The 14,281-nt window shown below is 65.5% G+C and carries 17 protein-coding genes; 7 read left to right on the top strand and 10 right to left on the bottom strand.

Features of this window, described 5'->3' with window-relative positions:
* Positions 1 to 22: 22 nt before the first annotated feature.
* From A5699_RS06215 to thyX, 3 genes are read right to left on the bottom strand one after another with little or no spacing between them, the layout of a single operon-like run.
* A complete protein-coding gene (locus tag A5699_RS06215; RefSeq protein ID WP_067766974.1) occupies positions 23 to 1,699 on the bottom strand; it encodes a ribonuclease J in 1,677 nt (558 codons plus the stop codon).
* Entirely contained in the window at positions 1,699 to 2,601 is a 903-nt protein-coding gene (gene dapA / locus A5699_RS06210; protein ID WP_067766971.1) for a 4-hydroxy-tetrahydrodipicolinate synthase, read from the bottom strand. Before dapA ends, A5699_RS06215 begins: the two co-directional genes overlap by 1 nt.
* Before the next feature lie 58 nt (positions 2,602 to 2,659).
* Positions 2,660 to 3,412: an FAD-dependent thymidylate synthase gene (gene thyX / locus A5699_RS06205; protein ID WP_067766968.1), complete on the bottom strand. Its 753-nt coding sequence runs from the start codon at positions 3,410 to 3,412 to the stop codon at positions 2,660 to 2,662.
* 302 nt (positions 3,413 to 3,714) lie between these two features.
* Between thyX and A5699_RS06200 the strand changes: the two genes are divergently transcribed.
* The 4 genes from A5699_RS06200 (at position 3,715) to A5699_RS06185 (ending at position 5,851) form a co-directional block, all read left to right on the top strand.
* The gene (locus tag A5699_RS06200) at positions 3,715 to 4,209 is read left to right on the top strand and encodes a hypothetical protein (RefSeq protein WP_231965605.1); all 495 of its coding nucleotides are present in this window, start codon (positions 3,715 to 3,717) and stop codon (positions 4,207 to 4,209) included.
* A 164-nt stretch (positions 4,210 to 4,373) separates the two neighbouring features.
* On the top strand, positions 4,374 to 4,655 hold the full coding sequence (locus tag A5699_RS06195; RefSeq protein ID WP_067766965.1) for a hypothetical protein: 282 nt from the start codon (positions 4,374 to 4,376) through the stop codon (positions 4,653 to 4,655).
* 195 nt (positions 4,656 to 4,850) lie between these two features.
* On the top strand, positions 4,851 to 4,994 hold the full coding sequence (locus A5699_RS06190; RefSeq protein ID WP_231965603.1) for a hypothetical protein: 144 nt from the start codon (positions 4,851 to 4,853) through the stop codon (positions 4,992 to 4,994).
* A 71-nt stretch (positions 4,995 to 5,065) separates the two neighbouring features.
* Positions 5,066 to 5,851 (top strand): DUF4239 domain-containing protein, encoded by a 786-nt coding sequence (locus A5699_RS06185; RefSeq protein WP_067766958.1) that lies wholly within the window; start codon positions 5,066 to 5,068, stop codon positions 5,849 to 5,851.
* Between the two features lie 5 nt (positions 5,852 to 5,856).
* On the opposite strand, the gene A5699_RS06180 is transcribed toward A5699_RS06185, so the two are convergent.
* Positions 5,857 to 7,062 carry a winged helix-turn-helix domain-containing protein gene (locus A5699_RS06180; RefSeq protein ID WP_067766955.1) on the bottom strand — a complete coding sequence of 402 codons (1,206 nt, stop codon included), beginning with the start codon at positions 7,060 to 7,062 and terminating at the stop codon, positions 5,857 to 5,859.
* Between the two features lie 18 nt (positions 7,063 to 7,080).
* Between A5699_RS06180 and A5699_RS06175 the strand changes: the two genes are divergently transcribed.
* Positions 7,081 to 8,367: a DUF4303 domain-containing protein gene (locus tag A5699_RS06175; RefSeq protein ID WP_067766952.1), complete on the top strand. Its 1,287-nt coding sequence runs from the start codon at positions 7,081 to 7,083 to the stop codon at positions 8,365 to 8,367.
* Here the strand turns inward: A5699_RS06175 and A5699_RS06170 are convergent.
* Positions 8,349 to 8,840, bottom strand: coding sequence for a dihydrofolate reductase (locus tag A5699_RS06170; RefSeq protein WP_067766950.1), 492 nt, complete (start codon positions 8,838 to 8,840; stop codon positions 8,349 to 8,351). The genes A5699_RS06175 and A5699_RS06170 overlap by 19 nt on opposite strands.
* Positions 8,837 to 9,637 (bottom strand): thymidylate synthase, encoded by an 801-nt coding sequence (locus A5699_RS06165; protein WP_067766947.1) that lies wholly within the window; start codon positions 9,635 to 9,637, stop codon positions 8,837 to 8,839. Before A5699_RS06165 ends, A5699_RS06170 begins: the two co-directional genes overlap by 4 nt.
* A gap of 42 nt (positions 9,638 to 9,679) precedes the next feature.
* On the opposite strand from A5699_RS06165, the gene A5699_RS06160 reads away from it, so the two are divergent.
* A complete protein-coding gene (locus A5699_RS06160) occupies positions 9,680 to 10,417 on the top strand; it encodes a dienelactone hydrolase family protein (protein WP_067766944.1) in 738 nt (245 codons plus the stop codon).
* Between the two features lie 39 nt (positions 10,418 to 10,456).
* Here A5699_RS06160 and A5699_RS06155 read toward each other — a convergent pair whose 3' ends face one another.
* From A5699_RS06155 to dapB, 4 genes are read right to left on the bottom strand one after another with little or no spacing between them, the layout of a single operon-like run.
* The gene (locus tag A5699_RS06155; protein ID WP_067766941.1) at positions 10,457 to 10,912 is read right to left on the bottom strand and encodes a hypothetical protein; all 456 of its coding nucleotides are present in this window, start codon (positions 10,910 to 10,912) and stop codon (positions 10,457 to 10,459) included.
* A 12-nt stretch (positions 10,913 to 10,924) separates the two neighbouring features.
* Positions 10,925 to 11,380, bottom strand: coding sequence for a flavodoxin family protein (locus tag A5699_RS06150; RefSeq protein WP_067766938.1), 456 nt, complete (start codon positions 11,378 to 11,380; stop codon positions 10,925 to 10,927).
* Positions 11,377 to 11,847, bottom strand: coding sequence for a hypothetical protein (locus A5699_RS06145; RefSeq protein ID WP_067766935.1), 471 nt, complete (start codon positions 11,845 to 11,847; stop codon positions 11,377 to 11,379). Before A5699_RS06145 ends, A5699_RS06150 begins: the two co-directional genes overlap by 4 nt.
* Positions 11,844 to 12,581, bottom strand: coding sequence for a 4-hydroxy-tetrahydrodipicolinate reductase (gene dapB / locus A5699_RS06140; RefSeq protein ID WP_067766932.1), 738 nt, complete (start codon positions 12,579 to 12,581; stop codon positions 11,844 to 11,846). Before dapB ends, A5699_RS06145 begins: the two co-directional genes overlap by 4 nt.
* Positions 12,582 to 13,175: 594 nt before the next feature.
* On the opposite strand from dapB, the gene A5699_RS06135 reads away from it, so the two are divergent.
* The gene (locus A5699_RS06135) at positions 13,176 to 13,847 is read left to right on the top strand and encodes a hypothetical protein (RefSeq protein ID WP_157561113.1); all 672 of its coding nucleotides are present in this window, start codon (positions 13,176 to 13,178) and stop codon (positions 13,845 to 13,847) included.
* Positions 13,848 to 14,281 lie beyond the last annotated feature (434 nt).

Genomic DNA, 14,281 nt, shown 5'->3' with positions numbered 1-14,281 from the left:
GCCGCCCAGTGCATCAATTCGGCTAGATCTCGATGACCGTCGGCACAATCATCGGCTGGCGCCGGTAGGTCTCCCCGACCCACTTGCCCACCGTGCGTCGGACGGCCTGGGCGATCCGGGTCGGGTCCGTGATGTTGTCGGCGGCAAGGCTTTCCAGCTCACGCTCGACGTTGCGGGCTACCGGTTCCAGCGCCTTGGGGTCCTCGGAGAACCCGCGGGAATGCAGGTGGGCCGGACCGGCGGGTTTGCCGGTATCGCGATGCACAACCACCGTGACCGCCACGAAACCCGATGAGAGGATGAGGCGTTCACCCAGCGTGGCGTCACCTACGTCGCCGGTGATCAACCCGTCCACGAACATCTTGCCGACAGTCACCGCGCCGGCGATCGACGCCCTACCGGCCACCAGGTCCACGCTCACCCCGTTCTCGGCGAGCACGATGTTCTCCGGCGGTACCCCGGTGCTGGCGGCCAGCGCCGCATTGGCCCGTAGATGACGCCAGGTACCGTGCACCGGCATCACGTTGCGCGGCCGCACGCCGTTGTAGAGGAACAGCAGCTCCCCTGCATAGGCGTGACCCGAAACATGCACGCGCGCTTGGGCATTGGTCACCACTCGGGCGCCGATCTTGGCCAGCGCGTCGATCACCCCGTAGACGGCTTCCTCATTGCCCGGGATCAACGACGAGGACAGGATGATCAGATCGCCTGCGGTCAGCGTGATGCTGCGGTGCTCGCCCCGCGACATCCGGGACAACGCGGCCATCGGTTCGCCCTGGGTGCCCGTGGTGATGAGCACAACTTTTTCCGCCGGCATCATCTCGGCGGCCCCGATATCGAGGATGTCCGCGTCGGCCACCCGCAGGTAACCCAGCTCTCGCGCGATGCCCATGTTGCGCACCATCGAGCGCCCGACGAACGAGACCCGCCGGCCCAGCGCCACCGCGGCATCGATGATCTGTTGCACGCGATCGACATTCGAGGCGAAGCAGGCCACGATCACCCGGCCCTCGGCGCCGCGGATCAATCGGTGCAGCGTCGGGCCGACCTCACTCTCGGACGGGCTGACACCCGGGTGTTCGGAGTTCGTCGAGTCGCACAGGAACAGGTCCACCCCGGCGTCGCCGAGCCGCGACATGCCCGGCAGATCGGTCGGGCGTCCGTCGAGCGGCAGCTGGTCGAGCTTGATATCGCCGGTGTGCAACACGGTGCCGGCCCCGGTGTGGATCGCCACCGCCAGACAACCGGGAATCGAGTGGTTGACCGCGAAGTACTCGCACTCGAAGACGCCGTGGCGGCTGCTCTGCCGCTCGGCGACCTCGACGAACACCGGCTTGATGCGGTGCTCACGGCACTTCTCCCGGATCAGTGCGATGGTGAACTTGGACCCCACCACCGGGATGTCGGGGCGCAGCTTGAGGAGGAATGGAATCGCTCCGATGTGGTCCTCGTGGGCGTGGGTGACGACGAGTGCCTCGACATCGTCGAGGCGGTCTTCCACGTGACGCAGATCCGGCAGGATCAGGTCGACACCGGGCTCATCGTGCCCGGGAAACAGCACCCCGCAGTCCACGATCAACAACCGGCCCAGGTGCTCGAACACCGTCATGTTGCGGCCGATTTCGCTGATTCCGCCCAGCGCGGTAACTCGCAGACCGCCGGTGGCCAAGGGCTTGGGAGGCGCGAGTTCGGTGCTCACTATCGCAACACCGCTGCCGCACGCATATCGGCGGCCAGCGCCTCGATTTCAACAGGGCTGGCGGGAATCTGCGGCAGCCGCGGCAGCCCCGCATCGAACCCCTGCAAGCGCAGACCTTCCTTGGACATGGTGACCCCGCCGAGGTGGGCCTGGGCGCGGGCCAGCGGAGCCAACGACAGGTTGATCTTGCGAGCGGTGGCGACGTCTCCAGAGATGAACGCAGTCAACATATCTCGCAACTGACCGGCGGCCAGGTGCCCCCAGACGCTGACGAAGCCGACGGCGCCCATGGCCAGCCAGGGCAAATTCAACGTGTCGTCGCCCGAGTAGTACGCCAGTCCGGTCTCGGCCAGGATCTGGCCGCCGCCGTGGAGATCGGCCTTGGCATCTTTGATGCCCACGATGTTGGGATGCCCGGCCAGGATGCGGATGGTCTCCCAGGCGATCGGGATCGAGGACCGCGGCGGGATGTCATAGAGCAGATTGGGCACGTCCGTGGCGTCGGCCACCGCGGTGAAGTGCGCGATCAGACCGGCCTGCGGGGGCCGCGAGTAGTACGGCGTCACGACCAGCAGACCGTGCGCCCCCTCGGCCGCGCTGGCTTTTGCCAGGTGCACACTGTGGGCCGTGTCATAGCTGCCGGCGCCGGTGATGATCCGGGCCCGATCCCCGACGGCCTCGAGCACCGTGCGCAGGAGCGCGAGCTTCTCCTCATCGGAAGTGGTCGGCGATTCGCCGGTGGTTCCCGAGAGCACCAGGCCGTCACAACCGGCGTCGACCAGGCGATTGGCCAGGCGAGCAGCGGTATCGAGGTCCAGCGAGCCGTCGGGCTTGAACGGGGTCACCATTGCGGTCAACACCGTGCCCAACTGCGCTGTTACATCGATTCCGCTCGTACTCACGCGCCAAGATTACCCCGGCCGATTCGGTCCTCCGTCGCCGTCCTGACCGGTGGCTCCGTCAAGCCTCCGTCGCCAAAGGAGACGTTGCCACCTCACTACCGTCCGCCATCGTCGAAATCTCGAAATCGGAGAACACCGCCGGGGCCGCCTCGAGGAGCTCGCGCAGGCAGGCGATGGCCAGCCGGCGGATCTCCACGTCGGCATGTTCACTGGCCCGCATCGCGATGAAGTGGCGCCAGGCGCGGTAGTTCCCGGTGACCACGATGCGCGTTTCGGTGGCGTTGGGCAGTACCGCCCGGGCGGCTTGACGGGCCTGCTTGCGGCGCAGCACAGCGTTGGGTTGGTCAGCGAACTTGGCTTCCAGACGCGTCAACAGTTCGGCGTAGGTCGCCCGGCTGGCGTCGGCGGCCTTGGTGAAGATCTCGACCAGCTCCGGATCGTCCTCGAACCCCGGCGGGACCACGACCTCGGCGTCGTTCTCCGGTACATAGCGCTGTGAGAGCTGTGAGTAGGAGAAGTGCCGGTGGCGGATCAGCTCGTGGGTGGCCGATCTGGAGATACCGCTGATGTAGAAGGACACCGAGGCGTGTTCGAGCACCGAGAAGTGCCCGACGTCGATGATGTGGCGGATGTAGCCGGCATTGGTGGCGGTTTTCGGGTTGGGCTTCGACCAGCTCTGGTAGCAGGCCCGGCCGGCGAACTCGGTGAGCGCGGGCCCGCCCTCGGCATCGGTGCTCCACGGCACGTCCGGAGGGGCCACGAATTCCGTCTTGGCGATCAGCTGCACGCGCAGCGGCGCGATCTCGGCCACAGAATCACCTTACTGTCGGCGCCCCCGAGTGATCCGCAGCGTGTCGCTTTCTACCGCTGGGGTGTTGACCGGCCGCTTCACGTCTCCGTTGTGCACCGGTTTCCACATCAGGGTCGTGGTTCGGCGCGTGCAACAACCCCACGGTAGAAACCGGCGGTGAGCCGCCCCGCCGTCGCGGCCTACACCGGACTTGTCGGACCCCTCATCTTTACTGTCCTGTTCCCCGGACACCGGGCGGCGGGTTCACAGCTTGGACCCTGCCCCGCCACCCGGCCCACCCGCCGGAGAAGGAAGGTCTATCGATGCTACGCAAAGCCGCCGGACCAACGGACAGCTGCGCCGACACTGTTCAGCGAAAAGTCCTGGCCCCGTTCATCTTCGGCACCACCGCCGTACTCGCACTCGCCGGTTGTGTGTCACCGGATCGAGTCTCGAAGGCTCCCGCGGGCACCCCGATCTGGGATACCGGGCTGTCCTCGTCGTCGACCCCGTCACCGGCCGCGTTGCCGCCCAGCGCCGCAGACTTCGTCGTCGGGGTGGTCATCACCGAACAGAAGTGCTTCGGCTCGGCCGGCTGTAACTACCGCTACACGATCAACCCGCAGTACATCAGCGCAAAGCCACTGCCGGAGAAGACAACTGTGGTCTTCAAGGTGACCGGTGGCGACCAAGATCAGGTCGGCAATTTCACGATCGATGCCGACGGCACGGCGACCTTCGACCGCGAGACCGGCATATCCGGTCCCGAGGGCGCCGACCTGCGGGCCACGGTCACACAAGTGCTGCCCGGGCGATGACGGACCGACGACATGGTCGCTGATCGAGGGGCAGCGACCATGTCGTCTCCCCCTTCTGTCCCCCGATCGGCGGACCTCGGTTGGGCCGGAACATCGCCCGATCAGACGACAGACGCCGGACACCCGTTCGACCACGATTGACCTACAGATACAGGAGGAACGAGATGACCTACCACGTCATGGATCTGGTTTGCGAGCGCGCCAATGAGCGGGACTGGGAACTGATCTTCGACAGCGGCCCGAACAGCGATCAGCGCACCATCGTGTGGGAGCACCTGTGCCCGGACGAAGCCGGGCAGCCCGTCGAGTTGGAGATCACGTTCAACGTGGACGGCCGGGTGGTGCAGACCGAGAAGCGTCAGGGCGGCATGTGGTGCCAGCGCACGACGCCCACCTCCGATTACGCATCGACGGAGGTCCATCTCGAGACTCTCAGCATGATCTGAGCCGGACCCCGCCGCTTTCTGCACCTGGGCTGCTGATCGACAACAGGCACGACCCAGGCGTGGAAAACGGCACACGTCAACGACGCTGGGACGCCGGCTCAATCGACGAGGACGCCGGCGCGGCGCATCGCGGCCGAGATGTGTTCGAAGTCGATCGCCAGATGTGCACGTGCCAACGCTCTGATCATCGGTTACGTGTTGATCAACGCCGACGCGCTGGCCAAGATCGGCGGGGCCGTGTGGCTCGTCATCGGTGCGATCGTGTTTGCCACCAACGTGTTCCGAGGACGCGGGGTGCCTGAACTAGCCGAGGAGCCGGAGGCAGAACCCGCTCGATGAGGGCGCTGCAGATGATCTGATCCGGCGATCTGGCTCCGTGCCGCGGGGATTGTTGGCATCCTTGGTCAACTATGGGCGACTTCGGGATCGTCGGCGCGTGGGTCATGCTCGCCGTGGTGATCCTCGGCGCGGTGGCGCTGGCCATCGGCAGCGTCCTGCTGGCCAGCCGCGTCATCGCGCGTGACACCCGCCCCGAACACAACTCGGTGTTGTCGCCGTTCCTCACAGTCGTCGGACTTGTCTACGGTGCGCTGCTCGGGTTCACGGTGGTGGTCGGATGGCAGCAGTACCTGTCGGCCGAGACCAACGTCTCCAACGAAGCCTCGACGTTGGTCACCATGTATCGCCAGACGGTGGCCATGCCGCAGCCCGAACAGGGGCAGGTCCGAGAGCAACTTCGCCGGTATGCCGCCGCGGTTCACGGCCCCGAATGGGGCAAGGAAGAGTTCGGTCCGATCAGCAACACCGGCCGGCACGCGCTCACCGAGATGTACCGCATCGTCGGCACCGCACCGTCCGACGGGACAGCAAGCACGATCAACAGCCAGTTTCTCAACCAATTGGCGGTCCTCACCTCGGACCGCAGCGCACGAATCCTCAACTCAAATCCGAGGATTCCGACGCTACTGTGGTGCGCCCTGATCTTCGGAAGCCTGGTTGTGATCAGCCTTGCCAGCTTCATGCGGCTGGCGAACAGCCGTGCCCACCTGATTCTGGTCAGTGCGGTGACCGTCCTGCTTTCGTTGTTGCTCTTCCTGATATTCATGCTGGACCACCCGTACGGCCCCATGGGCGTCACCCCGCACCGGTTCGAACACGCCGTAATGGTGTTCGATCTGATCGATCGCGGAACCTGAGGCGCTCAACCGAGGGCGTGTCGCAGAGCCGTAGCAAGGTCACCGCGCTCACCGACCGTGACATCGCCGACGCCCAGCCAGCCGGCCATCGCCCGCAGCTCCCCCGCCAGCGCGGGCGCTACCCGTGCCGCGTCCTGACCTTCCTCGGTGAACGCGCCCAGCACCTGCAGGGCGGCGTCCGTGCGTTTGAGGTCGACCCGCGCCACCAGTTCCCCGTCGAGCAGGAACGGCCATACGTAGTAACCGAATTGGCGTTTGGGCGCCGGGGTGTAGATCTCGATCCGGTAGTGGAAGTTGAACAGCCGTTCCACCCGGGGCCGGAAGAAGATCAGCGGGTCGAACGGGCACAGCAGGGCAGTCCCACGGTCATCACGCGGCAGGTTCTGGCCCGCGCGCAGATAGGCCGGCGTGGCCCACCCTTCGACCTCCACCGGCTCGAGTTCCCCATCGGCGACCAGCTTCGCGATTGCCGGCTTGACCTGCCGGGCCGACATCCGGAAATAGTCGCGGATATCGGCCTCGGTGCCGATTCCCAACGCGGTGGCCGCACGTAGGGCCAACTCGCGAACCGCCTCCTCGTCGTCGACCTGCCGGTCGAGCACCTCCGGCGGCAGGACCCGCTCGGTGAGGTCGTAATGCCTTGCGAACCCGACACGGGTCGCGGTGGTCAGAACTCCCGATGACCACAACGCCTCGGCCACCCATTTGGTCTCGCTGCGGTCCCACCACGGCCCCTTGCGACCGCGCGGCTCGGCTTCCAGATGTGCCTCGATCTGCCCCGCGGTGGCGGGCCCGAGCTCGGCCACTGCCGCCACGATGTCCTCGGCGAGCTTGGGGTTCTTGCGCACGATCTCCCTGCCCCACCGGCCATGGGTGTATTCGCGCATCCGCCACCGCAGCAGCGGCCAGTCCTCGACCGCCATCAGCGCGGCCTCATGCGCCCAGTACTCCACCAGAAGCCGTGGCGAACGGGCACTGTGCGACCATGCCGCGCGGTCGACTATCTCGCGGTCATACGGCCCCAGCCGGCTGAACACCGGCGCGTAGTGTGCCCGCACCGCCACGGACACCGAATCCAGTTGCAGCACCTGGATACGGGAGATCAGCGTGCGCAGGTGGGCGCGGCTGACCGGCCCGCGAGGTTTGGCTTGACGGAAACCCTGCGCGGCGACGGCGATGCGGCGAGCCTGTGCCGCAGTGATGGTGGCCACCTTGTCATCGTTCCCTACATGCCCGACAAGTACCGGAGCGGACCGAATTGGATACTGGTTCGCGTGGCGTTCGACTGGGATGCGTTCGAGACGGATTTGACCTTGGCCGCTGCCGATGCGGTGCGCACGCTGATCGCGTCAGCCCCCTCCGAGACGCCGTATGCGGTGGCATTCAGCGAGTTCTACGCCGAGACCACCGGGGTGATCTACCTGCCGAATCTCGCACTGGCCACCGAGGAATCGGTCGACGATCCCGATTGCCGGTTCAGTCCGCCCGATTGGCAGTACCAGGACGACGAGTGGGATAAATCCGACCCGCCGTGGGGGGATCGACTCTGCGCTGCGGTGACGGGACTTCCCCGCGCCCAGTGGGAGCAGGAGTGGGATCGCTTCGCCCAGGCGATGATGACGGTCGCCGCCGGAACCCGCCGCGCCCTCGTCGCCGAGGGCACCCTGCCCGAGAGTGCGGTGGTCTATCTCGACGACGAAGCCGGCGACCTCCTGGTTCGTTCGGTCACCCCAGAGGAGTTGCGGCGCCACTTTCCCGAATATGCCGCCGCTGCCGAGGCCGAGCGGGCCGTTCTGGCCATGCCGGTCCCCCGGCGCATTGAAGCGCTGGCCGTGGCGGCGGGCCTCATCCCCGGGCCACCGTCGGAGTTGGGAGCCGAACGTGCCGCCGAGCTGCTGATCGCGTCGGGTGATGCCGCCGTGCCGGTGGGGATCGCCGCGCTGGCCCGACGCGACACCGCGTGGAGAGGCGCCAAGCTCCTGGCCGACCTGAACCTGCCGACCCCCGACGTCCTCAAGGCCCTCTGGGCGGTCGTGCCGCTGAAAGGCAATGGCCACGACTGGGCGGCTGCCGCCCTCGGCCGGCTCGGCGCGGGCCGGCAGGTGCTGGCCCGCTCAGATTTGCCTCCGGCTACCCGGGCAGCGGCGGTGACGGCGCCCTTCACCTCGTTTCGCGATCACGGCCGCGGTTCTGCCCCGCTGGATTATGAGCTGCTGGCCGCGGGTTTGGCCGACGGATCGATCGCGGGTCTGGTGGCCGATGGCCTCAAGCCGGGGCGTGGCTACTGCACGCTCACCGTCGCCGATCTCGCGGGCGTGCGGCCCGGGCTGGACCACGTCGAACCGGTGATCCGGCGCCACGCGGTCGCCGTCATCAGCGATCTCATCGGCCCGATGGGACCTGGCGACGTCGACCCTGACGAGGTGAGCGCACTGCGGCAGCAGATTACGGCGCTGGCCACCGACGATCCCGACGGTGAGGTCCGTCGGCTGGCCGGCTACCGCGTGCGCACGTAACTGCAGAACCGGTATCGCAGCCCCGAGGCGCTGGTCAACCACTCACCCGTGGTTTTGGTCCACGACGCGTCCAGCGCGGGAGCCAGGGCATCCCCCTCCGCCGGTGGCAGGTCGATGTCGATCTCGGTCACCTCGCAGCGGACCGCGAACGGAAGTGCCTGGGCATAGATCTGCGCGCCGCCGATCACCCAACCGCGGAAGACATCGTCGAGTCCGGCCAGGACCTCGGCCCCGTCGGCGACGTATCCCGGATTGCGGGTGATGACGACGTTGCGCCGCCCGGGCAACGGACGGACCTTGGCCGGCAGCGATTCCCACGTCAGCCGCCCCATCACCACCGTCTGCCCGAGGGTGAGCTGTTTGAACCGGGCCTGGTCCTCGGGCAAGTGCCAGGGGATGTCGTTGTCCCGACCGATGACGCCCGAGGTCGACTGGGCCCAGATCATCGCCAGTTGTCGAAGATCATCGGTCATACCGCGACGGGCGCCTTGATCGCCGGGTGCGGATCGTAATTGACGATCGCGATGTCCTCGTAGGTGTAATCGAAGATCGAATCACGATGCGCCAGAACAAGTTCCGGATAGGGCCTGGGGTCGCGGCTGAGCTGCAGGGCCACCTGCTCGACGTGGTTGTCGTAGATGTGGCAGTCACCGCCGGTCCAGACGAACTCCCCGACACCCAGGCCGGCTTGCGCGGCCATCATGTGGGTCAGCAACGCGTAACTGGCGATGTTGAACGGCACGCCGAGGAACAGGTCGGCGCTGCGCTGATACAGCTGGCAGGACAACTTGCCGTCCGCCACATAGAACTGGAAGAACGCGTGGCACGGCGGCAGGGCCATCTGCGGGATCTCACCGACGTTCCACGCCGAGACGATGTTGCGCCGCGAATCGGGGTCGTTCTTGAGCAGCTCCAAGGCCGCCGAGATCTGGTCGATGTGCTCACCAGAGGGCGTCGGCCACGACCGCCACTGCACGCCGTACACGGGACCGAGATCGCCTGTCTCACTTGCCCATTCGTCCCAGATCGTGACACCGTGCTCTTGCAGCCAACGCACGTTGGAATCACCGCGCAAAAACCACAGCAACTCGTAGATCACCGACTTGGTGTGCACCTTCTTGGTGGTGATCAACGGAAAACCGGCGGCCAGGTCGTAACGCATCTGATGCCCGAACAGGCTGCGGGTGCCGGTGCCGGTGCGATCGGATTTGGGTACGCCCTGCTCGGTCACCTTCCGCAGCAGGTCCTCGTACGGAGTCTGGATCGGCACGCCCTCAGCTTACGTGCCGGCGCAGGGAGTAGAACGGTAGCCATGCCGACCACCAAGGACACCATCACCACGCCCGCCGGAACCTGCACCGTCACCCTGGCCACCCCCGAAGGCACGGGACCATGGCCGGGCATCGTCATGTATCCCGATGCCGGCGGAGCCCGTGCCACGTTCGACGAGATGGCCGCGCAGCTGGCCGGCTACGGCTACGCGGTGCTGGTTCCCGACATGTACTACCGCGATGCCGACTGGGCTCCGTTCGAGATGGCGACGGTGTTCGGTAACCCCTCCGAGCGTCAACGTCTGTTCGCCATGATCAAGAAGGTGACCCCGGAGATCATGGCGGATGACGCCACAGCGTTCTTCGACTACCTGCAGTCCCGGCCGGAGGCCAAGGGCGAGAAGTTCGGCACCACCGGCTACTGCATGGGCGGGCGCACGTCACTGGTGGTCGCCGGGCGCGTGCCCGACCGGGTCGCCGCCGCAATGTCCTTCCATGGCGGCGGGCTGGCCTCCGACGATCCGGGCAGCCCACACCTGTTGGCCGACAAGATGACGGCGGCGGTCTACGTGGGCGGCGCCAAAGGCGACGCGTCGTTCACCGCCGAGCAGGCCAAGACCCTCGATGCAGCCTTGAGCGAGGCCGGCGTCGAGCACACCATCGAAACATATGACGCGGCACATGGTTTCGCGGTTCCGGACAATGCGCCCTACGACGAGGCAGCCGCCAAACGGCACTGGGCGGCAATGGAGAGCTTCTTCGGCGCCCACCTGGGTTGAGCGTCGGCCCCTGGCGGGGTCGACGGATCCGGCTGCGCCCTATGACTTGTCGTTGCGGTGCAGGAACGTGCGGATCGCCCGGGCCACACCCCGGCCCGCATAGATGCCGGCTGCCACGGACACGATGATCATCGCGACGAACATGACCAGCCAGTTGGTCCGGCTGTGGCTGACGTTCCACCAGACGATCGTGAACAGCACCGCGCAGACGAAAACGACGATGTCCCGCCAATTCCCGCGGTAGGACATTGCGGCTTCGCGGATTTCTCGGCCGCGGTCACTCGCGTCGATCAAGCCGTCGATACGTTCGTCGATGCTGGCCTTGAGCCGCGCCTTGCGTTCGACGTCCTCGGCCGGCAACCGGTCCAGCAGGTCGAGATCCTTGGCGATCATCCCACGGATGTCCGGCGGCTTGAGATTGCCGGCGATCACTCCGAGCATGGCGCCGCCCGCTATCGGGGCGGCACCAAGAGCCAGTTCGGCGATACCCGGCATCGTTTCCCTCCATCACTCCATGAGCATTGCGGCCAGGGTGCCACCGAGCTCGTAGCCGCGTTCCCGGACACCGGCATCGACCGCACCGGTAACTTCAAGTACGTCAGCCGCTTTGGTCAACGCCAAGCCCGTGACGATCCTCTCGACAGCGTTTACCGCACCGGCCGTGTCATTGTTGCCGTGTACCCACAGACCGTACGGCCGCCCGGCCACATGGTCCAGGCTCGGGTAATACACCGTGTCGAAAAAGTGTTTCAACGCGCCGCTCATGTAACCGAAATTGGCGGTGGTGCCGAACAGATAGCCGTCGGCACTCAACATGTCCGGCAGCGTCGCAGCCAGCGCGGGCCTGGTTTCGATTGCCACGCCGGAGATGTCCGGATCCCGGGTCCCGGCAAGCACCGCCTCCAGCAGCTCCCGCGTCGCCGGCGAGGGCGTGTGATGCACCACCAGCAACGTCTTCGTCATGCCGAGCGTTGTTCCTGCATCCGCACCGCCGTACGCATGGTCTCCCGGGCGCGGCCGCGATCACCGGCGAAGTCATAGGCGCGGGCCAGGCGGTACCAGCGAATCCAGTTGTCCGGATCGGCCTCCAGTTCGGCTTTGACGGTGGCGAACAGCTCATCGGCGGCGTCCCGCTCGATGCGCCCCGAGGGCCGTGTCGGCAGATCACTGACGTCAAGTTCCATGCCTTGCTCGCGCGCGAGACGAGCCAACCGCTGGTGGGCCAACCCGGCACGCAGGGTGGTGACCAATACCCAGATACCGATCAGCGGGAACACCAGCAGCGCCAAGCCCAGGCCGATCGCGGCGGGCTCACCGGAGGTGATGAAGACGAACGCGGCGCGCCCGAGCATCACGAAATAGGCGATCAAGGCCAGGCACATGAAGCCGATCACCAGTTGGATGCGCAGCGACCGCGCGCCGTCGTTCACGACAGATCGAGCAACGGTTCAATGCCGATGGTCAAGCCGGGCCGCTCACCGATCTTGCGGACCGCCAGCAGCACCCCGGGCACAAACGAGGACCGGTCGAGACTGTCGTGACGGATCGTCAAGGTCTCCCCCTGCGTCCCGAACAGCACCTCCTGATGCGCCACCAACCCGGCCAGTCGCACCGAGTGCACCGGCACGCCGTCCACATCGGCACCGCGGGCCCCGTCCAGGCCGGTGCTGGTGGCATCCGGGTTGGGCGGCATGCCTTTTCGCGCCTCGGCGATCAGCTTGGCGGTACGTGCGGCCGTGCCCGACGGCGCGTCGGCCTTGTGCGGGTGATGCAGCTCGATGATCTCGACGGACTCGAAATACCGCGCCGCCTGCTGGGCAAAGTGCATGGACAGCACCGCACCGATGGCGAAGTTCGGCGCGATCAGCACCGCGGACTCGGGCTTGTCCTTGAGCCAGGTCTCGACCTGCTCGATGCGCTCCCAGGTGAAGCCGGTGGTCCCGACCACGGCGTGAATGCCGTTGTCGATGAGGAACTTCAAGTTGTCCATCACCACGTCGGGATGAGTGAAGTCGATGACCACGTCGGTCTTGGTGTCGGTGAGCTGAGACAGCGGATCGCCCGCGTCGACACCGGTCGAAAATGTCAGATCCTCCGCGGATTCGACCGCGTGCACCATGGTCGCGCCGACTTTGCCCTTAGCCCCGAGAACGCCAACTCGCATGGTTGGGAGCCTACCGCCCGGGACCGCGGGCCCCCCTTGCTCCGCGAGTGTGCGTGTTCGTCAGTAGACGCGCCGTGTTTGGTCGACACGTTGTGCACGCTCGACGCGACGTTGGGATGAGCTGGCCAAACTTGTCCCGGCCTTCGGGACTACGCGCGAGTCTAGGAGTAAGTCAAGTACCTAACCATCAAGCACGGTGCCGATAAGGTTGCGGATGCGTTGGACATACGAAACAAAGTGGAGCAATACCTTGGCGATAGGGTTGCGGGAGACCTCACCAAATCGGAAGTCGCCTACCAAGGGACCCTTCCGCATGATCCCCCCAAAGCTGGTCAGTAGTTGGGCACACGCATGATGCTCCGATTGGCCAGGAAAGGATTTGCCGTCGTCGCCGCTGCGGTATGCGTACTCGCGGGATGTTCTGACCACAAAGAATCACCTTCCGCGCCCCCGGTCATAAAAACTATGTACCCGAACTGGCCGAACGACTTGAACGGCTTCCGATTCCAATGGACAGCAGAACCCGGTATCGACCTCCTTACCGGCCCCGCGATTCCGGTGCGCGCTTACCTTGAGTCTTTTCGGACTGGATTTATGACTAAGTCATCAGCCAATACCTACCCAGGGTTTCAGCGAGCTATCCCGGACTTACCCGACCCGCGAGCCGGCTATGACGAGCATGTGCAATGGGGAGAATTGCCATTTGAGTTGAAATGGATTATGCCCGCGATCGACAAAGACATCAACTTCGGCGACGGACCTTTCTTCGGCAACGAATACTTCCATGTTATGGAACTCTCCCCACTCGCAGACCGCTACCTCGCCTACGTATGCGACGGTAAGTACAACATATTTCACCCCGCCATTGGTCATTCTGGAAAGTATGCGTCGGTGCTGGACTATCCGAGCGGAAAAGGTGATGTGCAGAAGCGCGAAGAGGCCGCGGTAACCCTGTGGCGGATCGAGTTCAAGAACGGCGACGCCGGGGATAAAACTACGCAACTCCAAGAGGGTAAAAGCCCCGCACCGATCGGCGATGTGTTCGGCGACTGGAAGATCACCGGCGCCTCACAAGGCAACTACTGGGGCAGCCTCAAGAACACTGTTCACACGCCGCGCGACCCAGACTATGTCCAGCTGCGTCAGCAGTGCCGCGACACCATGCCCCATAACCTCGAGGAACGCGCGCAGATCCTCATGAGTGTGCTCGACGCCCCACCCCCGGCCGAGCCAGCCGTCCCCGGGTGGCCCGGAAGCACTGCATAGTCAGGCGGGGTGCACGGATCGATTGACAAGGCGCCGCCGTCTACTGCGGTTCGCCACTCTTGAGCACCTGTCGAGCTCGGGTCGCCACCCACCACCCTATCTCCGTAGGCGGCCAAGCCAGCGGAGACAACGACGAAACATTCCGTCAGCCAATCCGATTGCGATTGTCGAACCTGTGGACGGATCTACCACCTACGGTAGGAGCCATGCGCCTGAACTTGCCGGCACTCGTCGCAGCAGCGGTTTTCGCCCTTGCGGGTTGTTCGAACGGAGCCGCTGACAACCATGCCGACCTCAACGGCCACACCTTTGTGTCGGTGCAGGTCGAGGGCGAACAGATCCCCGGCGGTGGCCCGTCCCGAGTTGGGTCATTTGCCTTAGTGCCTTGATTTCTCGGATGCCAGCGCGTCGAGAATGGTTTTGACCTCGACGTT

Origin of the sequence: Mycobacterium sp. E802 (assembly GCF_001666875.1) — a bacterium.
GTDB lineage: Bacteria > Actinomycetota > Actinomycetes > Mycobacteriales > Mycobacteriaceae > Mycobacterium.
The sequence above is the reverse complement of the archived record's forward strand: the minus strand, read 5'-3'. Positions and strand labels throughout refer to the sequence as shown.